Source organism: Aestuariibaculum sp. M13, assembly GCF_024723255.1.
Lineage (GTDB): Bacteria > Bacteroidota > Bacteroidia > Flavobacteriales > Flavobacteriaceae > Aestuariibaculum > Aestuariibaculum lutulentum.
In genome coordinates this window covers 543,743-566,500 of sequence record NZ_JANIAC010000003.1, presented here as the reverse complement: position 1 = coordinate 566,500, position 22,758 = coordinate 543,743, and the positions used below count along the sequence as shown (strand labels likewise).

General features: G+C 35.5%; 12 protein-coding genes. 5 read left to right on the top strand and 7 right to left on the bottom strand.

Going from position 1 to position 22,758, the window contains the following annotated elements; genetic code table 11:
• Positions 1-223 precede the first annotated feature (223 nt).
• The 4 genes from NO995_RS13680 to NO995_RS13665 all read right to left on the bottom strand — a co-directional run bounded on the left by NO995_RS13680 (position 224) and on the right by NO995_RS13665 (position 7,415).
• Positions 224-1,255 carry a TlpA disulfide reductase family protein gene (locus NO995_RS13680; protein WP_258228000.1) on the bottom strand — a complete coding sequence of 344 codons (1,032 nt, stop codon included), beginning with the start codon at positions 1,253-1,255 and terminating at the stop codon, positions 224-226.
• A gap of 20 nt (positions 1,256-1,275) precedes the next feature.
• The gene (locus NO995_RS13675; protein WP_258227999.1) at positions 1,276-2,694 is read right to left on the bottom strand and encodes a RagB/SusD family nutrient uptake outer membrane protein; all 1,419 of its coding nucleotides are present in this window, start codon (positions 2,692-2,694) and stop codon (positions 1,276-1,278) included.
• Between the two features lie 15 nt (positions 2,695-2,709).
• Positions 2,710-6,198: a TonB-dependent receptor gene (locus NO995_RS13670; protein ID WP_258227998.1), complete on the bottom strand. Its 3,489-nt coding sequence runs from the start codon at positions 6,196-6,198 to the stop codon at positions 2,710-2,712.
• 89 nt (positions 6,199-6,287) lie between these two features.
• Positions 6,288-7,415 carry a FecR family protein gene (locus NO995_RS13665; RefSeq protein WP_258227997.1) on the bottom strand — a complete coding sequence of 376 codons (1,128 nt, stop codon included), beginning with the start codon at positions 7,413-7,415 and terminating at the stop codon, positions 6,288-6,290.
• A 177-nt stretch (positions 7,416-7,592) separates the two neighbouring features.
• Here NO995_RS13665 and NO995_RS13660 point away from each other — a divergent pair, with 177 nt between their 5' ends.
• The 5 genes from NO995_RS13660 to NO995_RS13640 all read left to right on the top strand — a co-directional run bounded on the left by NO995_RS13660 (position 7,593) and on the right by NO995_RS13640 (position 16,991).
• Positions 7,593-8,147: an RNA polymerase sigma factor gene (locus NO995_RS13660; protein ID WP_258227996.1), complete on the top strand. Its 555-nt coding sequence runs from the start codon at positions 7,593-7,595 to the stop codon at positions 8,145-8,147.
• A gap of 786 nt (positions 8,148-8,933) precedes the next feature.
• On the top strand, positions 8,934-11,228 hold the full coding sequence (locus NO995_RS13655; RefSeq protein ID WP_258227995.1) for a family 20 glycosylhydrolase: 2,295 nt from the start codon (positions 8,934-8,936) through the stop codon (positions 11,226-11,228).
• Between the two features lie 24 nt (positions 11,229-11,252).
• Positions 11,253-13,019: a DUF4091 domain-containing protein gene (locus NO995_RS13650; RefSeq protein ID WP_258227994.1), complete on the top strand. Its 1,767-nt coding sequence runs from the start codon at positions 11,253-11,255 to the stop codon at positions 13,017-13,019.
• 77 nt (positions 13,020-13,096) lie between these two features.
• Positions 13,097-14,713 (top strand): beta-N-acetylhexosaminidase, encoded by a 1,617-nt coding sequence (locus NO995_RS13645; protein ID WP_258227993.1) that lies wholly within the window; start codon positions 13,097-13,099, stop codon positions 14,711-14,713.
• A gap of 31 nt (positions 14,714-14,744) precedes the next feature.
• Positions 14,745-16,991 carry a beta-N-acetylglucosaminidase gene (locus NO995_RS13640; protein WP_258227992.1) on the top strand — a complete coding sequence of 749 codons (2,247 nt, stop codon included), beginning with the start codon at positions 14,745-14,747 and terminating at the stop codon, positions 16,989-16,991.
• Between the two features lie 298 nt (positions 16,992-17,289).
• Here the strand turns inward: NO995_RS13640 and NO995_RS13635 are convergent, their stop codons facing one another.
• The 3 genes from NO995_RS13635 to NO995_RS13625 form a co-directional block, all read right to left on the bottom strand.
• Positions 17,290-19,968, bottom strand: coding sequence for a glycoside hydrolase family 2 TIM barrel-domain containing protein (locus NO995_RS13635; protein WP_258227991.1), 2,679 nt, complete (start codon positions 19,966-19,968; stop codon positions 17,290-17,292).
• Positions 19,969-19,989: 21 nt separating this feature from the next.
• Positions 19,990-21,642 (bottom strand): beta-N-acetylhexosaminidase, encoded by a 1,653-nt coding sequence (locus NO995_RS13630; protein WP_258227990.1) that lies wholly within the window; start codon positions 21,640-21,642, stop codon positions 19,990-19,992.
• A 95-nt stretch (positions 21,643-21,737) separates the two neighbouring features.
• Entirely contained in the window at positions 21,738-22,559 is an 822-nt protein-coding gene (locus tag NO995_RS13625; protein WP_258227989.1) for a glycoside hydrolase family 16 protein, read from the bottom strand.
• Positions 22,560-22,758 lie beyond the last annotated feature (199 nt).

Here is a 22,758-nt window from a genome sequence, read left to right as displayed (position 1 = left end):
ATTAAATTAATTATCAATTTTACATGGAAGGGCATGTAACAAATTAACTAGAAAAAGTATTCAACCATAGCATTTCAATAAGAGATATGAAAATCTTAAATTTTTTCCATAATATTTATTTACATATAACACAAAAACCAGAACAAGTGCTTGTTCTGGTCTTTGAAAAGGGTCGTATTATTTTGCTTCTTTTAGTAACTCCTCAAAACAAAGTAATGTATCTTTAAATATCTAATGAGGCAAACAATACATCTAATTTATCTTCAGATGGTCTCGGCGCATCGTAATTAACAATATTTCCCTCAGGATCTAAAAGAATAAATCTAGGAATGCCGTAAATGTAATAATCTTTGACAAACTGAGAGTTATAGTCATTATCGGCCAAAAGTTGGATACCTCCCATATTTTTTGCCTCAATCATATCACGCCATTTTTGCTCATCTTTTTTGGTGTCAATTGAAATACTTACAAACTTAATATTTTTATCGTGGTACTTTTTTTCTACTTTTTCTAAATACGGTATCTCATATTTACAAGGACCACACCAAGTTGCCCAAACATCAATATAAACATAACTTCCTCTATAGTCTTTTAAAGAAGAAGCCCCCCCTGCATAATTAACATAATCGTTAAATTCTGGCGATCTATTTCCTTTGGCTAATGCTTTATTTATTTTTTGCTGCTCGTTGTATTGCGACAAGTTTTGCTCCTGAAAAACAACCATTTCCCGCTTTTGTCTATTAATAAATACAGAATCTAAAGCTGCTTTGTTAGCTTCCAATTCACTTTTAAAAGCGTTAAGGTAATTGTTGGTTTTAGCATCAAAATCCTCTTGGTTTAAACTAAAATAAGTTTTATAGTCGTTACCGTAAAGTTTATTAAGCCCTTTCAATTTAAATTTCAAGAAATTATTTTCGGCTTGGCCTTTTCCTGAGAATACTAAACTTTCAGAAATATTTTCGGCATCTAATTGCAATTGGATGTCCATATCGTTTGCTAAATAAAGATTAAAAGCACTTTTATAAACCGCCGTAAAATTAGCTGGGTTTTCTAACTTTAAAGTATCTCTAAAGCGGCCATCTGTATCTACATCGATCATTACCGTTTTATTTTCCTTTGGATTAAAAAGCCTTAAATCTAAACTGTCTATTGGATTGGCAATTGTGCCATGAACCACCACATAATCTTTAGGTGGTTGTTCATTTATACACGAAAACACACTAAAAATCAAGGCTATAAAAAATAGATATCTCATAATTGTTTTATTGATAATTATTAATAATCTGGGTTTTGAATTACATTTTTATTACCAATAATAACCTGAGAAGGTATTGGCAAAACAAATTGCTTTTCTGAAATAATTGAAGTTTTTATGTTTGATGCATCAATATTTCCCAACACATCATAACGAACCAAATCAAACCAAGGCTCTCCATTTTCAAAAAACAGTTCCAATAGTTTTTCCTGTCTAATATCTTCAAGCAGCGTAGGCCTATCAGAAAGTGTTTTTGGTGTAACTGTAGCACGGTTTCTAATGGTGTTAAGGCTTTTTAGAGCTTCATTTAAATCGCCTCCCGTACGTCTCGCTTCTGCTTCTGCATGTACTAAATATATCTCGGCCAACCTTAAATGATACATGGTGTTACTTTGCGATGCTGTACTAACCAAAAACGGATATTTACCTTGCATATTAGGCCCTTGGTTAGCTTCGGCATAAGCAAAACTAAAACGAGGATCATAATTAGCGCCTGCGCCTGTTAAATCGCCATCATTGTCTGCTCCTACTTGGGCATCTGCCGAGCTGCGCAAATTTTCGCTATAAGAAGTTCTGTTAACCAAATTCATATTGGTTCCACCTTCTTGCCCAGAACCTGTAACGGGCGCAAAAATAACTTCTACCGAATTAAAACTATTGGCAAATATATCTGCATATTGCGTTTCAAGAGCATAACCTTCGGTATTATTAATAACATCGTTAGCTAAAATAGCAGCCTGACCGTAATTACCCATATACAATTCAACTTTAGCCAAAAGCGCTTGAGCGGCTAATTTTCCCGTATAAAAATGTTCGATAAACTGTGGTCCATTGGCTACAGCAAACTCTAAATCATCATGTATAAATTCATAGACTTCTTGTACCGTATTTCTTGATGCTGCAACTAATTCTGTTGAAAAATTATTTCTTAATACAACTCCGTAAATAGAGTTTGTATCATAAAACTGCCCAAAATAACGCAATAGGTTAAAGTAAGCGAATGCTCTTTGAAATCTTGCTTCAGAAAGCATTTCAGCTTTACGAATATCTGAAATACCTTGAGCATCACCAGCCTCTAAACCTTCTATTAAAAAGTTACACAAATTAATAATTTTGTAATGTGCATTGTACAAATTGGCCAAAACCTGGTTATCTACCGGTACCTGATTAGTATTATACCCTGTTCCACCGGTTAAATTTCCTGTTATTAGCCCTTCATTTCCATAGCCCGCTAAATACAAAGGGAAAGAACTTAAATCAAACTCTCTGCCTAAATCGTACACCCCATTTAACACCTGTCGAGCCGATTCTTCATCTCTAATAGTGTTTTCTTGAGTTAATTGGTTAATCGGTTTTATGTCTTCTATACTACAACTTGATAAGGTTACAACAACTGATGCCAATACCAAGCTCTTTAATTTATTTATATATGTTTTCATCTTTTTTTACTACTTTTAAAATTGAACTTGTACGCCTAGGGAGAATGATTTTGACAACGGATATGGGTCTTCGTTATCTACTTGATCGGTTATCCCGCCTCTTTCAGAGAACGTTTCTGGATCCATACCTGGCCAATTGGTCCAAGTTACCAAGTTAGTACCTGCAAGCACAAATCTTGTACTGGTAATACCTAGTTTATTTAAAAATTTACCATCTAAATTGTAACTTAATTGTAAACTTTTTAATCGTAAATACGATGTATCGTACAAATAACGATCTGATGTTCTGCTGCTAGCCGAAGGGTCAAAATACAAAGCTCTAGCATAACGTGCATTTGGTGTTTCTGGTGTCCAAGTATTCAAAGCATATTCGCTATATTTATTTTCCCCTAAAATATTTAAGGTTCCAAATGGAATATTGCTCCAAGTACGTTCACCACCGACCGAATATTGCATCAATGCGGTAAGCGCAAAATTTTTGTACTGGAAGGTATTAGAAATACCTCCAAAATAATCAGGCTCAATATCGCCAATAATCACTCTATCTTCTGTGGTTATTTGGCCATCCCCATTTACATCCTCATACATATAATCACCTACGCTGGTAGAAATCTGATCGTAGAAGCCTACCGGAGATGCCGCGTTTAATGCATCCACCTCGGCCTGATCTTGGAATATTTTAACCACACGGTAGCCCTTTATAGTACCCACTGGTTCACCTTCAATAAAATAATCAAGCTGGAATGGGTTGATATTGGCACCGTTGAGTTTGTCTAACTTGTTTCGGTTTAACGACCAGTTGATATTAGTAGACCAAATAAAATCTTCGGTTTTAATAATATCTCCTCCTAAACTTACTTCAATACCTTTATTGGAAACATCAACAAAGTTTGAAAAATAAGAATTAGGTCCAAGTTCTAAAGGTAGTGGCGTATTAGCCAAAGCTCCAATGGTTTTTCTATTATAAACATCTACACTTCCGCGTAATCTGGAGTTCAATAATGAAAAATCCAATCCAATATTAACCTCTTCCGTTTCTTCCCATCCAATATTTGTATTAGGGAAGTTGTTATTTGGCACAATAGCAGAATTCCCGTTGTAAATATCATCTGATGCTTTTTGGAAAAACTGTAAGTAAGCAAAATTTGAAACATTAGTTGACCCTACCCTACCTGCACTGGCGCGTAACTTTAAAACATTAACCATCTGGCTATCAGCTAAGAAATTTTCATTAGCAATATTCCAACCCACCGATAAGGATGGGAAATAAGCCCTTTGGTTTGATGGACCGAATTTTGACGACACATCGGTTCTGAAATTGAATGTGGCGCTGTACAGGTTTTTATAACTATAGTTAACACGTGAAAACAACGAATTTAAACCCGACTCTACGCGATTACTAGAATACGAACCTACCGACTCTGCCGATGATCCGTTTATTAAAATATCATCATCTGGGAAACCAGTGTAAAACTGACTGCTTAAATCGAAATTAGTGCGATCCCAAGCGGCACCCAACAATAAACCGATACGGTTATTGGAAAGTTTTAAACTATAATTCGCCGTAAGGTTTGAAGTTACGTTTGAGACCAAACTTGTAGATTCGCTTAAAAAGGATTCGTTTGGAAAAAACACAAAATCGGTTTGTGTAATTTTTGGGATAAATGAACTCTCGTCTGTATAGAATACTGCAGTATTTACATCGGCCTTTAATTTTAAGTTTTTTACAGGCTCTATCTCTATATATGCGTTACCAATAAAATTGTAGTTTTTCTTCTTTGTTTTGTTTTGCAAGCGCATAATTGGGTTAGGCTCTAAAGTAGCAAAACCATAAGAGAAATCGGTTTGTCCTAACAGTTCGCCGTTTGTATCGTACACTGGTAAGTCTGGACGTGCCCTAGCTATTGAACTATTAACTGTATACTGCCCAAATAAATCATCTTCACCAGAATTTGACTCTACATGTCCTAAATTAGTGGTAGCTCCAATTTTTATTTTATTAGTAAGATCGGTATCTAAAGACATGCTTAAGGTATATTGTTTAAGCCCATCTTTAATAGTTAAGCCTTCCTGATCTATAAATGCCAAACTTAAAGCATAATTATTTTTATCTGTACCACCATTAAGGCTTATGTTCGCTTGATTGGTAACTGCTAAACTTCGAAATACTTCTTTATTCCAATCAGTATCAGCATCACCAAAATAATCCTCATTTAAACCGTTATAACTTACCTGAAAAGTACTAAAGTCTATATCTACATTTCCTATATTGGCAAGATCGAATGCAAAGAAGGGATCAATTTGTCCAGCATTCATTGCAGCTACAGAATTTGATATTAAGGTATCGTAAAAATTGCGATACTGTGACGCATTTAAAACACTTACAGTATTAATAGGTTGCGCCAAAGTGGTTGTATAAGAAACATTGACTCTATTTTTTTGATTACGTTCTCCTCTTTTTGTTTGAACGATAATAACCCCATTAGCACCCCGCGAACCATAAATAGCGGTTGCCGCTGCATCTTTTAACACATCGAAGCTTTCAATATCGTTAGGGTTAAGTGTTAATAAAGGATTAGCGCCTTGCAATCCATCAATATTAAACGGAACGCCATCAATTACGTATAATGGCTGGTTAAGTCCACCAAAACCGGACAATGGAGAGGTGATTCCTCTAATATTTAATCGTACAGGTGATCCAGGACGACCAGACGATTGTGATACGTTAACCCCTTTTACCAAACCACCAAGAGCACGATCAAACCCAATTGTACCTGTAGCAGCTTGAACAATATTACTAGGCTTTATAGATGACACAGCTCCAGAAACCTCCTCGATATTTTGTTCGCCATAACCAATAAGAACGACTTCTTCCAGCTGACTAAAATCTTCTTCCATTACTAAATCAATAACATCTCTGCCGTTTAGTTCAATCCTTTGGGTTTTGTAACCCAAAGAAGAAAATACCAAAACGTTCTCGTTGAAGTTAAAATCAATTTTAAAACTGCCATCATAATTGGTAACAACTCCTTTTTGGGTACCTTCAATTACAACGGTAACCCCTGTCAACGGCATACCTGTTTTATCTTTAACAGAACCTTTTATTTGTTTATTTTGGATATTGTTAGACTCGTCTACATCCTTGTTCCCTGTAAGAACAATTTGGTTTCCTAATACCCTATAAGTTATTGGTTTATTTTTAAATATATGAGTTAAAACCCCTGAGAGTTTTTGGTTTTTGATATTTAATGAGATCTTTTGATTGATATCTAACTCATTACCGTTATAGAAAAAGTGAAAGCCGGTTTGTTTTTCAATTTGGTAAAAAACCTCATTTAGGGAAATATCTTGTCCCATTATGGTTACCTTTTGGTCTTGACCATAACTGGTATTTGCATTAAGCTGTGTGAGACTCACAAATATTAAAAGAAAAGTGATTTTCATTTTAAGTTGAGATTGGTTCAAAATACACATAAGCGCATTTTTAATTCGCTGTTTTTTCATAAGTTTACATTGGTTTAATTAGATACTAGGCTAATAAATCGTTAATTATTATGGAAGGTGTTGGCGCACCTTCCTTTTCTTTCATAAAATTAATCTGGTTTGGTAATGGTTACTATACCATTTTTATTGGTATAATTAAATGTTTTGTAAGTTTGAAATGTTTTTAAGACCTGATCAATACTTTCGTTTTCAAAAGTTGCAGTTATCATAATATCATTAAGATCTGAATAAGTATTGTTCAACTTTATTCCGTATTTTCTTTCAATCTTATTTTTTATAATTTTAAAAGGATCGTCTATAAATACTAACTTACCCTCTTTCCAATCTATATACTTATCCACATTCACCTGTTCTGTTTTTAATTGACTTCCCTTAAAAAACACACGTTGATTAGGCAAAAGCTCTATAACTCCTTGATTTATTATTTTGTTATGCGCGGCCACTTTACCTTCTACCAAAACTGCATAAGTTTTATTGTCGTGCCTATAAGAAGTTACATTAAATTTTGTACCTAAAACCTCGACATCCATATCTTGGGTATTGACGATAAAAGGTTGTTGGGTATTCGTTGTAACATCGAAAAAAGCTTCTCCATTAAGATAAACCGTACGATTTTCCTGCTTTTTTATAAAGTTAATTGGGTATCTTAACTCCGAGCCTGCATTTAACGTTACCTTTGTTCCATCTGATAATACTATACCAAAGGTTTTTCCTAACGGCACTTTTAAGGTATTATAAGTTAGTTTTTCCTCTTCTTCTCTTTTTGGGGTGTAAATTAACTGACTATTTTTTTGATCGGACACCTTTTTACCGTTTGCATCTAAAATGGCACCACTATGCTCAGACTCGACCACTTTTATGCTGCCATCTTCCAACTGAAGAACTATTTGATTACTGGTATTTTCTATTTTATTAGTATTGTTATTATAGAAAAAGATATAGCTTCCCATTAAAACACCAATTATAACAGCCGCATATTTTAAAACGGTCTTAAATCGCCTAGGTAAAACATATGAATTTACTTTTATGTTTCTTTTAACTTGCTGAAAGGCCTCTATACTATTAACATGAAATGAAATACTATTTAAATCATTATTTATAAGCACATATTCTTTAAACTTTTCTTGATTTTTAGGCTTCTCAAGCCAATCCAATAAAAGACGACGTTCTTCTTCGGTATTCGAATCATTTAAATATTTAAAAACAATTTGTTCCATTTATTATTCTTATCTATATCTAATTTATTTTTTACAAAAAGCAGTTTTCTTCTAAAAAAATTGAAGATTTATCTATTCCATTCAATATATAGATGCATAAAAAATTATTTGCCCTTAAAAATTTTTTATTTTTTTTTAATATTGTCAATCGTAAAACAAAATTCGATAGACTCCATAATGGATGAAAATAAACTAATAGCACAAATAAAAACAGGCAACAAACTAGCTTTCAAGCAACTGTTTGACAACTATTATGAGACCCTATGTCTATATTTAGTGAATTTTACTAACAACAAGCAGGCAGCTGAAAATTTGATTCAGATAGTTTTTATAAATTTTTGGAATAAACGAAGTTCTATTGAAATTAATTCATCTGTAAAAAACTATCTACGAAAAATGGCTTATCGAGAATTTTTAATGGATTTGCGGAAAAATAAAAAAGAAGCTTCTATTCTAGAAACATTAAAATATGATGCTCTAATAGAAGCAAATGTTCCTACCGAGGAAGAATTGGCTAATAAAAATGAGCGTCTTCTATTTATAATTTCTCAATTACCAGACAGGTGTCAAGAAGTTTTAATACTTAAAATGGATGGTATGAAATATAAAGATATTGCTGAAAAACTAGAAATTTCAACAAAGACTGTGGAGTCACAAATTCGTATTGCATTCAATAAAATAAGAAAAGAATTCAAAAATGAACTCTTTCTATTCTTAACTATACTGGAATAACATTACTTTATACAGTTTTAATAAAACGTATTTTTTTAATAAAATTTTTCTTAAACTTACCTTATATTCAAATACTTTATTAAACAGCATATTAGAGTATTCATTTTTTAACAATGTTTAGCTTATTGACTTAAAAAAAGGTCTTTTAAAAAAAAAACTACAATCACGTAAAGCTAACAACACTTTCTCTCTCTCCCCTTACTTATATAATGACTATTAGTTTATCATGCCAAAAATTTTATAAATGAAATAATAAAAGTTAAATAATCAGCATTATGTATTACATAAAAAACAATACATTTGTATAATTCATTGAATATAAAATCAGTAAAAAAACATGCAAAAACATCATCTTTTCCAATACAAATATTTTAATTTAAAAAAAATTGGTTTGACTCAACACTAAATCTAATAAACAATTTTATATCATTTTTAATTTAATACTAACAGAAATAATACGGACTAATTTGTTTGACGACCATATTCAAACTTTAAATCATCTCTACTAATTTAAAAATAGTATTTTCTAATATTAATTAAAAATTGTTTCTAGAATAAAAGTTTATGAATATTTCCAAAAAATGCGAGTAAATTCTTAGGTTACTTATACAATTAAATAATTTAACACGTGATAAATATGAAATTTATTTTTGAGATCCAACTCTTAAACTAATCTTAAATACAATCCCCATGTAGAACAGTACGTTTTTTACAATAAAACAAAACATGTTTTTCTATAAAATTAATATTCCACATCAGTCTTAATTTAAACCTTAATCTATTACCATGCCTTATTTCGTGCCATTACTACTCATTAGTCTCTTATTTTCTAGTTGTGAATTGAAACCTAAATCTTTTTCAGAAAATGAAATTTCATTAGTTCCAAAACCAGTTAGTATGACACTTAAACATGGTTCCTTTTTATTTTCCAGCAGTACTTCCATTTATACAGATAACAACTTACAAAAGCCAGCCGCCACTTACTTATCCGATTTATTCAATAAAGCTGCCAGATTTCCTTTAAAAATGGAAAACTCGACAGAAAAAGCCAATGTGGTGTTTTCCGAAGATGTCTCCATAAAGCCAGAAGGCTATCAGCTTGTAGTCTCATCAGAAAAAATAGAAATTAAAGCCAGTGATGCTGCGGGGTATTTTTACGGCGTTCAAACTTTAAGGCAGCTCCTACCTCCAGCCATTGAGGTAGCTAACAGCATCTCCCAAACTTGGTTGGTACCCGGCATTTCCATAACAGACGAGCCACGGTTTTCGTGGCGTGGCATGCACATGGATTTCAGCAGGCATTTTTTTGGTATCGACGAGGTAAAAACCTTTTTGGACTATATGGCTCTGTACAAATTAAATACCTACCACATGCACCTTACAGACGACCAAGGATGGCGCATTGAAATTAAAAAATATCCATTACTCACCAATAAGGGAGCTTGGCGTATTGAAAGTTCGCACGATAAAGCGTGTAAAGAAAAAGCAAAAGCCGATCCGTCGTTTACCATAAATCCAAACCATTATCACGACATAGAAGAAAAACGTATGTACGGTGGTTTTTTTACCCAAGACCAAATCAAGGAAATTATTGCTTACGCGGCCGATAGACAAATTGAAGTGATTCCGGAAATAGACATGCCTGGCCACTCTAAAGCGGCTATTGACAACTACCTCTATTTATCGTGTACTAACGAGGCGGGATGGGGCAAAGACTTTTCTACTCCTGCCTGCTTGGGCAAAGAAAGCACATATGAATTTACAAAGAACATCCTTTCAGAGATTGTAGATCTGTTCCCTTCAGACTATATTCATATTGGTGGAGATGAGGTAAACATCCAGTCTTGGAAAGAATGCCCGTTATGCAAAAAAACCATTAAGGACAAACAACTGGAAAACGAACACGAACTGCAATCGTATTTCAATAGAGAAATTGAAGCCTTCCTGAATTCAAAAGGAAAAAAACTAATTGGCTGGGACGAGATTGTTGAAGGAGGATTATCGAACAGTGCAACCATGATGTGGTGGCGCAATTGGGCACCAAAAATGATTGAAATTGCTGCAGAACAAGGCAATGACATGATTATCACCCCGTGTTTTGAGTACTATTTTGATGCGCAACATGAGGTAACACCATTCAAAAAAGTATATAACTACGAGCCCATTCCGGAAGATTTTTCAAAAGAACAGACGCAGTATATTTTAGGTATTCAAGCCAACCTGTGGTCTGAAATGATACCAAATTTTAAACGTCTCCAATACCAAGCATTCCCCCGTTTGTTAGCGATGGCCGAAACGGCATGGACTCCAAAAGAGCATAAAAATTTCAACGATTTTGAAAATAGGATGAACCTTCAATACAATAGGCTCGATACTTTGAATATCCACTACCACATTCCATCAGTTAAAGGACTTAAAGACAAAGTGGCGTTTTTAGATAACACCACGATTACTTTGGAAGCACCACTAGAAAACATGGATATTTATTATACCACCAACGGCGATACGCCAACAAAGTCTTCAAAGAAATATACAGGGCCTTTTCAAATTTCAGAATCTACTACTTTAAAAACCATCGCCTTTCGTGGTAAATTGGCTAGTGACATTAAATCAGCCGAAATAGAAAAACAAACCTATTTAGAATCCCTCGCTATTGAACCTAAAATGGGTTCTTTAAAACGTTGGGCTGCGGTAAATCAATTTACAGTGGTTGACGATGTTGAACTGCCCGAAAATGCCACTTTTGAATCGGTAAACGATATTCAGTTTAAAGGCTTTAATGGCAAATCGCAAGTATCGCTGGTGTTTAACGGCTATTTTTACGCCAACACAGATGGTTTATTCGAATTCTCTACAAAATCTGATGATGGCAGTTTGTTGTATATTGGTAACAATTTAGTTGTAAATAACGGTGGAAATCACTCGGCTATAGAAAAAAACGGTATGGTGGCCTTAAAACAAGGCTGGCATCCGTTAACCATAAAATTCCATGAAGCTACTGGAGGCGGACAATTAACCGTATGGTATCAATCACCCAACGGTGAAAAAAACATTTTAAAAGGAAATGTAATTGCTGAATAAAGACACTCAAAAACTTAAAAGAACATGAAATTATCCGTAAAGACTCTTTTTGTTTTTGCCATGATTTTTATTCTGGCATGTCAAAAGGAAAACAAAATTATAGTAGCCAACGCTTACCCAGAACCAAAAGATCCAGATACTACCTTGATTTCTACTTGGAAAAATGTACCCGAAGGACTTCAAGCCTCAGTAGCTTCAAAATATATTAGGTTTGTAAGAAATGAAAAACCAAACCTTGAACAGCAAGATGTTTGGGACGGTGTGGCCTGGAAAGGCGAACGGCTTTCTTTACAGTTGGCTTTATGGAGTCAAGATACTTTAACCAAAGTGAAAACTGAAATTTCAGATTTTAAATCGGACAACAACGAGGTATTACCTGCAAACATCGCTAATATAAACTTTGTAAAATATGTTATCACCGATGAATTTGCTAGCGGATGTGGTTACAGAAAACCTGAAGATTTTGATGCATCATTGGCTGCCGATGTTTTAGAACCCATAAATTCCTTTGCGATAAAAGCCCATGAAACCCGACCAGTATGGATTACTATAAATGTACCGCAGGATGCTAAACCTGGCCTTTACAAAAGCGTTGTTTCATTGAATATAGAAAGACAAAAAAGCAAAACATTCAACTTAAATTTGAAAATAGTTGACAAAACCTTACCCTATGCTACCAATTGGAAATTCCATTTAGATCTATGGCAGAACCCTTATGCTGTGGCACGATACCATGAAGTAAAGCCCTGGTCTGAAGCACATTGGAAATTACTAAAACCTATTATGGAGCGCTTAGCAAATGCTGGACAAAAAGTCATTACAGTATCGTTAAACAAAAGACCTTGGGGCGGACAAACTTTTGATGCGTTCGATTCCATGGTTGAATGGCATAAAAAAATCGATGGTACTTGGACTTACAATTTTTCGATTTTCGACAAATGGGTACAGATGATGATGGATCTAGGTATCCGTCAGCAAATCAATTGCTATTCTATGGTGCCTTGGGGTAACGAATACTTTTATTTTGATGAAGCCTCGAACCAAGAAATTAAAATTACGGCTGATCCTGACAGTAAAGCCTACCGAGATTTATGGGTACCCTTTTTAAAACAATTCAAATTACACTTAGAAGAAAAAGGTTGGGAACACATTACCCAAATAGCTATGGATGAACGCGCTCCTAAAGAAATGAAAGCAATGCTTAAAATACTTAACGAGCACGCTCCTAACCTAGGGGTTTCGTTTGCAGATAACCATAAAAGTTATAAATTGTATCCCGATGATTTGAAGGACATGTCAGTTGCCTTCGGTCACCCTGTAGATGATGAAGATTTGAAGCAACGCAAAGCTATGGATTATTTTAGCACCCATTACGTTTGCTGCTCTGATGCCTTCCCCAATACGTTTACATTTTCATCACCCGACGAAGCCGTTTTTATTGGCTGGTACACTATGGCTGCAAACTTTGATGGCTTTTTACGATGGGCCTATAACAGCTGGGTAGAAACCCCTTTGATAGATTCCAGATTTAGAGCTTGGCCTGCAGGAGACACTTATATTGTTTACCCAAACAACTGGAGCTCTATACGTTTTGAAACTCTTCGTGAAGGTATTCAAGATGCTGAAAAAATCAGGATTCTAAAAGAGACGCTTTTAAAATCGAATCGGTTAGACGACCTCGACTATTTAAATCAAATGGTCGCTCGTTTCAATACCACAAAAAAGCCAGAAGATTTGCCAAAGATACTAGACAACGCCAAAACAATACTGAATATATTGGCCGAAAAATAAATACTTATCGCTCATTACAGAGCGCAAAAAAACAATTATTAACTAAATCTATAAAAACTATTTAAATTACTTTTAAAATGAAACTTATCCTTTATGCTGTTATTGGCCTAATCTCAATAACATTACACGCTCAAACCCTTAACCATTCGAAGGTTTCAGATGTTAATATCATCCCAAAACCTGAATCTGTAGTCCTTGGTAATAAGCAATTTACCATTAAAGATGGGTTTACTATTAAAGCCCAAACCGAAAGTCAGAAAAAAGCAGCTCAGCACCTTCAAAATTTTGCCCAAAACACCTTAGGATTAAACCTAAAATTAACTACTAAAAAAAAGGCACAAATTGTTTTTCAACAAAAAGAAAACTTAGGTAACGAAGCCTATCAACTTGAAGTAAGTCCAAAACGTATTACCGTATATGCCAACGATGCTTCTGGATATTTTTACGCTGTACAATCTTTAAAGCAGCTTTTTCCAACACAAGTTATAAAAGCCTCAAAATATCTGGTGCCAACGGTTAGCATTACAGATCAGCCTCGCTTTAAGTGGCGCGCCTACATGCTAGACGAATCTAGATATTTTCACGGTGAAGCGTTTGTAAAACAAATGCTAGACCAAATGGCTTTATTGAAAATGAACACCCTCCACTGGCACTTAATAGATGACGCTGGATGGCGTGTTGAAATAAAAAAATACCCTCTATTAACCGAAGTGGGAGCCTTTAGAAAAGACAGCGAAATAGGTACTTGGAAAAGCGGAAAAACATCGGGCGAACCCCATGGCGGTTTTTATACTCAAGAACAAATTAAAGACATCGTTGCTTATGCTACCGAGAGACACATAAATATTGTTCCCGAATTTGAAATGCCTGGGCATTCCAGCGCTGCTATTGCTGCTTACACCTGGTTGGGCACTGCAGGTGTAGATATTGACGTTCCTGTTAAATTTGGGCGTTTATACGACAACTACGATGTCACTAAACCAGAGGTTATTACCTTTATAAAAGATGTTTTAAAAGAATTATTCGAGCTTTTCCCTTCGGAAGTTATACACATTGGTGGCGACGAAGTTGGCTATGAGGTTTGGGAAAAATCAGAATCGGTTCAAAAATACATGAAAGCACACAACATTAAAACCCCAGCCGATTTACAAGTAGATTTCACCAATAAGATATCAAAATTTATTGAATCTAAAGGACGTCGCATGATGGGTTGGAACGAAATTATGGGTAAAAATATCCATAAGGATTTTGGCGAAAAGAAAAACGATAAAGAAGCCGAAACCGAACTCGCTAAAAATGTTATTGTTCATTTCTGGAAAGGTGACATCGATTTATTAACCGATGCAGCTCAAAAAGGCTATGGTATTGTTAACTCTCTGCACAGCAGCACGTATTTAGATTATAACTACAAAAATATACCCTTGAAAAAAGCATATAGTTTTAATCCTATTCCAGATGGTTTAGATCCCCAATACCATAAAAATATTTACGGTCTTGGCTGCCAAATGTGGAGCGAATGGACGCCAACCAACCCCGATGTAGAGCGCCAAACATTCCCAAGAATTGCAGCTTACGCCGAAGTTGGGTGGACTACATCTGAAAACAAAGATTACAGTAGCTTTTTAACAGCCCTTAAAAAATTGCAAAAATATTGGGATGACTTAGGTATTAATTACTTCAAAGACTACGAATAAAATCCTCTTAAAATATTTAAAAAGTAAAATAATGATATTATTATCATCCTTAAATACCCTTAAATTAAGGCCTCTAAAGACAACACCAATCTTTATTTTGGCATTGTTACTTTTCATGGTTAATTTCAGTGCTGCACAGGATTTAAATCTGAATCCCAATCCACAAGAACTAGTATTTAACGAATATATAGCCACACCAATCCAATTTAATGTCGTTCAGAAAAACGCCGACAAATCTACCGAGCATTTGTTGGCTTCCTTTTTCAACGAAGACAATACATCAAGTAAGGGCTTCTCAATTCATATAGGAACTATAGATGACAAGTTTTCAAGAAAACTGAAAAATCAAGTTCCAAACAAGCCTGAGAGCTATCATATCGATTTATCTAAAAAACACATATCGGTTATTGGTCGCGATACCCGGGGTACTTACTATGGCGTTAGGACTTTAATTGCTGTTTTAAAAAACCCAAAAACACCTCTGGGCTACATTACCGACTATCCAGATATCACTGCAAGAGGAACTGTTGAAGGTTTTTATGGGACACCGTGGAGCTTTAACCACCGTATACGTCAAATCGATTTTTATGGCCAAAACAAGCTAAACACATATATTTATGGACCTAAAGACGACCCATATCATAGCTCTCCCAATTGGCGCAAACCCTATCCCGAAACCGAAGCTAATCAATTAAAAAAACTAATAGAACGCGCTGCGCTTAACCATGTCGATTTCGTTTGGGCTATCCATCCGGGGAAAGACATTAAGTGGAATGATACTGATAGAGTTGCCCTACTCCATAAATTCGAATTGATGTATAAATTAGGGGTGCGGACTTATGCTGTATTTTTTGATGATATTTCGGGTGAAGGCACTAACCCCAAACAACAAGCCGATCTTCTAAATTATTTAAATACCGAGTTTGTTGAAACAAAAAAAGATGTTAAACCACTTATCATGTGTCCTACAGAGTACAATAAAAGTTGGTCCAACCCCAAAGGAAAGTATCTAGAAACACTTGGAGAAGCCCTCGACCCGTCCATACGTGTGATGTGGACAGGCAATCGTGTTGTTGCCGATATTGATAAGGAAACTATGGAATGGATTAACGCCAAAATACAGCGTAAGGCTTTTATTTGGTGGAATTTTCCAGTATCTGACTATGTGAGAAACCACATGCTTTTGGGTCCTACTTACGGTAATGGAACCGATGTAACTCAAAATTTATCGGGATTTGTTTCTAACCCCATGGAACATGCCGAAGCCTCAAAAATTGCTATTTACGGGGTTGCCGATTACACCTGGAACATGTCTAAATACCAAGCCGAAAAAAAATGGTTGGAAGCGATGCAGGTTGTTATGCCCGAAAGCTACAAAGCCTTGGAAATATTTGCACGCCACAACAGCGATTTAGGTCCAAATGGACACCGTTATAGACGCGACGAATCGGTAAGTTTTACTCCAATAGCAGAAGCCTTTTTAAAAGACCTTGAAGCTGGTCAAAACATTAAAAACTTTGAAACCGTACACAACGAGTTTCAAGCCATGGTTGAAGCATCATACATATTACTTAACAGTTCAGACAATCCTGTGCTTTTAGATGAAATTCGTCCATGGATAAAACAATTCCAACTTTTGGGACAGTCGGGACTTGCAACACTGAATATGTACAAAGCATTACAAACCCAAAACACCAATGCTTTTGAACGCAGCTACCAAGCCGTTAAAGCGCTAAAAACTGAAATGTATGCCTTAGACCGCAGTGAAAACCAGAATCCTTACCAACCTGGTATTAAAACCGCTTCGTTGATAGTTACTCCGCTAATAAACAATAGTTTTAAACTGTTAACCCAAAACTACAATAAAGCCTTTGGAAAACAATTAGAACTTGAAGCAGATTACAATCCGCATACACTATTTACAAATATTGCCCAATTGGAAAACCAACAAGTTAACCTTCGCGACCGTACTTTGGTTTTAAATCCGCCTTTAGAAATTATTCGTTTAGAGCCTGGAGCCTATTTAGGTTTTGAGTTACAGGAAGCTACACGCATCACCCAAATGCATTATAAGCTTACGCCTGATACGATTTATACTAATTTAAAACTGGAAATATCCAACAACGGAGAAGAATGGGCTACCATACCCCATCCACTAGACAATAAAGACCTTGTAAAAGTGTCGGTTAACCAAACTGCAAAATATATTAGACTTATCAATACAAGTACGGAAACTTTAGAAACAAAACTGAAGCAATTGTCTATTAACATTAAGTAAAATAAATTTGTACAGTTAAAAAAATTTACTAAAAACTAAACCACTATCCATAGGTTTGTAACACGAGGGACTAAAGTCCCTCTATTTATTATCTATTCTAAAAATTAGAATAAGTCTAAATCAGAATTTTTAAACTCTACCCTAATATTTAAAATATCCTGATAAAATTTTCAAATTACTAAAGTGCTGCAATGAAGCAGGGTTTTAGACCCTATTTTAAACCAATAAACTTAAAAAAAGGGGTACCGTTTTAAAACGGTACCCCTTTTTTATTTAAAACCAAATAAGACAAAACTCTTTAGTTATCGTCTATTTTTTCGCCAAAATCGGCTTGTTGCTTTTCAACGGTTTTAAGCCTTAAATCGTTAAGTTCTTTCTTCACCTTTTTAAGCTCTTCTTTTAAAGCCTTATTTGCGGTATCATTAATTCCTGTTGCTCCTCCAGCTTCAATTTTGATTTGAGCATTTAATTCTTTCTCATCAAAAATTAAATCCTCATTTGTAGGCACACTATTAAGCGTAATTTCTCCTGTTATAGGCCTTAAAGCGCCTTCAAAAAACATAGATGCTTTCACCTTAATTACACCTGGTTTAGTAGTACTTTTTATTAAAACTGGTGTTGTACCCCAACTTACCTGTCTTGGGTTAGCAATAAAAGGTTCGTTTCCTAGTAACTGGCCTTCTCCCAAAACTTCAAAACTAATCATGCTATTATTTAGATGCTTTATATTACCCTGTTTGTCAGCTACTGCAGCAATTACGGTCACAAAATCCGAACCATTAGCTTTTAAATCTACACCTTCATCATCTACCCATAATACAATTTGTTCGGGTCTTAAAGCTGGTCTAACCGTATCGGTAACTACTACTTTTCCGTTTACAAAACCTTCGGCTAATAAAAATACCTCGTTTTGTTTTTTCTTTCGGTGCATCGCCTTAATATCCATAAAATGATAAACATCTTTAAAAACAATTGGTGGTGCTGGCATGCCATTTTCTGATTTTCCCTTTTTATAGGTATGCGTTTCACCATCTTTAAAAACGGTTAATTTCACTTCATCACAATTCGAAAACACAGTCACGTCATTCGAACTAAATGGAGTCATTTCATTGGCAATATAAACCATCGGTCCCGTTTCGGCAATAATATTAGACTCTTGGGAATCTCGTTGGGCCTTAAACATAAAATACGAATATTTAGGCTGGCGATAGGCATCCATTATGCCGCCATAAAATGGGTCGGGATGGTAACCGCGTTGATGATCGAAGGAGTGCCATAAAGCACCACCCATATGCTGTGGTGAGGTTTGATACAATGAATTGTAACAAATATAAGAATAAGATGGTTTTGAGTAGTGCATTGCCTGTACCAACATGGACTGTTCACCCCACCCCCGATGCACACGGCTTGGCGAATTGTGCGAATTCCAATCATCAACATTATCGCCCCATTCTCTCGTATAATAATTTTTGTTCAGCTCCATAGAATCTAACGGATAGGTAAACTGTACTGGAAAATGTTGGCTACCCTTAGCTTGTAAATCACTCGCAGTATAAGATAAGCCACCATTCATTTCGGCCTCTACAATGTGTTTGGTATTTAAAGCAAAAGCATCTGGATACCAGGTTTCATTCAATATAGGCTCCCATAACCAAATGCTAGGTCTGTTACGGTCCCTGCGCACCATATTTCTAATATCGCTATACACTAGCTGCTCGAAACTAGGCTCGTTATTCCAGAACTGCCAACCTGGTGTATTTACAATAACAAACAACCCTAATTCGTCGCAAGCATCCATAAAAGCAGGGTCTTGCGGATAGTGTGCATTTCTAATAAGCTTTAAACCTACATCCCTCAACTTTTTAGCATCTCGCCAGTGTATACTATTGGGCACAGCATTACCAACAACAGCAAAATCTTGATGGCGGTTAGCACCCATTAAAGGTTTTCCGTAAGGTTTTCCATTTAGCCAAAATCCCTTTTCGGCCTTAAACTCTACACTTCTTATACCAACTCGCTTTCGGTAGCCATCAACCACTTGTCCCTTTGCATTTAAAACAGAAATATGTAATTGATATAAATAGGGACTCTCGGGCGACCACAGCTCTGGTTTTTTAAGCTTATCAATTTTAGAAAATATCTGTGCTGTTTGCTTTTTTAATTCGACGCTAACTTCCGATTTTAAAACCCGCTGCCCTGCTTTATTAAACCACTCGTAACGAATTTTTCCATTGAAATTTTTATGGGTTTCATTTCTTAGGTGAAGCTTAGCCTGAATAGTTGCCGATTTTTGAGAAATCTCATTAAAGGTTATAAACAACCCTCCACTGGCAATTTCATCTTCGTAATTGGGATTAGTTATAAAAACCGAATTGTGAGACACTAACCAACAATCGCGGTAAATACCACCAAAATAGCTAAAATCCAGTACCTCCTGGTCTTTGCCTGGCGGGTAGGACGGGTCATTACTATTATCGGCCCAAACCGCAATAACGTTACTGGAACTCCAATTTAAATGATCGGTAACATCTACAATTACAGGTAAATACCCTCCAAAATGTTCTTTTAACAATTTACCGTTAACGTACACTTTCGATTTTCCCATGATGGCCTCGAAATGCAAAAACAGTTTTTTACCTTTTAAATCTTGATTGGGTGTAAAATGTTTGCGGTACCATACTTCACCCTGGTAATTAGCACCTCCACTCGCCTCCTCGGGCAAGTACTCGATACCATCTGGCAAATTAACTACAGGCCAGTTACTATCGTTAAAATTAACCGCTTCTGCATCCTGTAACACACCTTTATGAAAGCGCCACGCCACATTCATTGAAGATACGGCTCTTCCCGTATTTTCTACAGGAAAAAATCCTGCTTTAGAAAACTCGGGCTGATGCTGGGCTGTTGCTAAAAAAGTAGCAAAGATAGCTAGTAAAATAAATAACAGATACCCGGTAATCATGTTTTTTCTCATCATAATTCTGCTGTGCTTAATATATTAATAAATAGATTTTTTATAAAACTTTGGATGAAAGCGCTTTCCATAAACTTTCCAATAATCGTAGTGTACATCATTTAAACGCTGAATAAAACTGTCAAAGTTTTTATTTTTTGATGTAGACCACATATTTTCTGCAAATGCGGGCATACGTGGCAGCAAAATGTACTCAAGGTGTTCGACAGACGATATAAACTCGGTCCAAACAGCAAACTGCCCACCTATTATAAACTGCGCTTCTTCTTGCGAAAGCTCACTAGGTATTAAACTGTATTGATACACTTTTTCTAAGGTATTTATAGAAAAGGCTGCTGCAAAAGGCTCATTATCAGGGTTATCTTGGTATCGGTTAAAATACAATGGATCGCTGGGTGCCATAATCACATCCCGTTTCATTTTAGCGGCTTCTATACCACCTTTTTCACCACGCCACGACATTACGGTAGCGTTCTCTGCTAGACCGCCCTCGAGAATTTCATCCCAGCCTATGAATTTTCTGCCGTGTTGCTCTAAAAATTTACCAACGCGTTTTATAAAGTAACTTTGCAGCTCTTCTTCATCTTTTAAACCTTCGGCTTTCATTCTTTTTTGGCAGGTAGCACATTTTTTCCAGTATGATTTATCAACTTCATCTCCTCCAATATGTATATATTTAGAAGGAAACAGCGCCATAACTTCAATGAAAACATCTTCTAAAAATTGAAAGGTAGATTCTTGTCCTGCACAGTAGTTTAAATTAACATTTTCTGGATTAACAACACCATTCCACAATGTTGAGTTTGGGGAATGCTGCTGATGCTTTTCACATGAAAATTCAGGATAAGCCGTTAAAGCCGCTCCAGAATGCCCAGGAATATCAATCTCTGGTACAATAGTTATATTTCTTTCCTGCGCATATTTTACAATATCCTTTACTTGTCGTTGTGTATAATAACCACCATATTTATAAGGTACTCCGTCTAATTTTTTAGTATAAGTAGAATCTTTTTTATAAAAGATACTGCCAGGTATTTCGGTGCGCCATGCGCCTACCGAAGTTAATTTAGGGTATTTTATTATTTCTAAACGCCACCCCTCATTATCGGCCAAATGCCAGTGGAACACATTTAACTTGTAAAAAGCCATAAGATCTAAAATTTCTTTTATCGTTTCTACGGTATAAAAATGACGACTGACATCTAAAACCATACCGCGCCAAGACACATTAGGCTTATCGGAAATGCTCAAATTTGGCAGCTTAATTGGAGTTTGATTGTTATGAGCTATCACAAATTGCAATAACGACTGTACTCCATAAAACAATCCGCTTTTAGTATTGGCAGCAATTAGTATTTCTTCAGAAGAAATGTCTAGTATGTAACCTTCGTCTCCTAAGTTTTTTTTAGGCTCGTTTAAGATTTCAAGTAGTATGTTTTTATTATTTTGCTTTTGGGAGGCAATAAGCACACCAGTTTCCTTTTCAATCTTATCAATAAGATAATTAGCTAATTTAGCTATTTCGGTCGCATTTGAAGCACTAACCGCACTACCTACTGTATGATCTAAAACAAATTGTCCTTTTTGGAAGGTTATCTGCTCGGGGGCGGGAATGAGTTGTGCGTGTATAAGCATACTACTAATGAAAGCAGTTAGGATAAGACAGATTTTTTTCATAGTTCTTTTTTTATATTAGATTCTCAAAAATGATTGCATGTATTTCATTTTCACTAAATAATTTCCTAATTATTTAGCTTGGTTTCAACCTTAAATTATTCTTTGATTTTCCAAACCTTAACATAATCCACAGCCATTTCGTATGGAAAATTTTTAGTAGATGTTACACTACCTGGCCAGAAATTAACTCCAGAGGTTCCTTTATCTGCACAGGCATGGTTTAAAATGATATAATAATCGGTTTCAAAAGGCCATTTCTCCTCAAACTCATCATGTGGATGGTGTACCATAGTGAGCTGATCGTTTACATAAAACTCTATCCGGTTAGGCAACTTAACAACACTATACGTATTATAATCTTCGGTTTTAATAGAAGGTGTTGCTCCCGTTGACACATGTTTTGTTTCCCCATTGGTTTGATGCACTACTTGATGCACAAAACTATCGGTGTTTAAACGCTCCATAATATCTATTTCACCTCCATGTGGCCAACCAGGGTAAACTTCATTTTGAGGCATTAGCCAAATGGCTGGCCAACCGCCTTGACCTGCACTGGAAAACTTTGCTCGCACCTCAATCTTTCCATATTTAAAACTAAATTTGTTTTTAGTAAGAATGGCTCCCGTTTCAGGAAGATTGGTTTTGGAGTTCCAGCGAGCACGCATGTGCAAATAACCATTTTTAACTTCTGCCAACTGCTCATCATTTACCACATAATGGTTCCATGGTGCTGAATGCTTTTGACTTTCAAAACTACTCCAGAACGCAGGATTGTAAGTACTTCCATTAAAATGATCTTCAAAAACCAATTGATAATTCTCTTCCTGATGTTTATTCCTTACCACCGAACAGGATACCCCTGTTATAAAAAGAATTGCAATGGCCAATACTTTAGGAGTCTGATGAGTTAATTTCATGTTTTTGTGTTTGCTTACTATTTTCATACTTTACTGATACAATTAATTTTTCACTTTTTAAACCGAACCAATTTTAACTATATACATCTTCATTTTATCACGTGTTATTTCATTTAAAAAGGCTGTCCAAAAAAAATTGCACAGCCTTCATGCTATTAATCTATATAGAACCTAAAGAAGGAGCTCTACTATATTACTC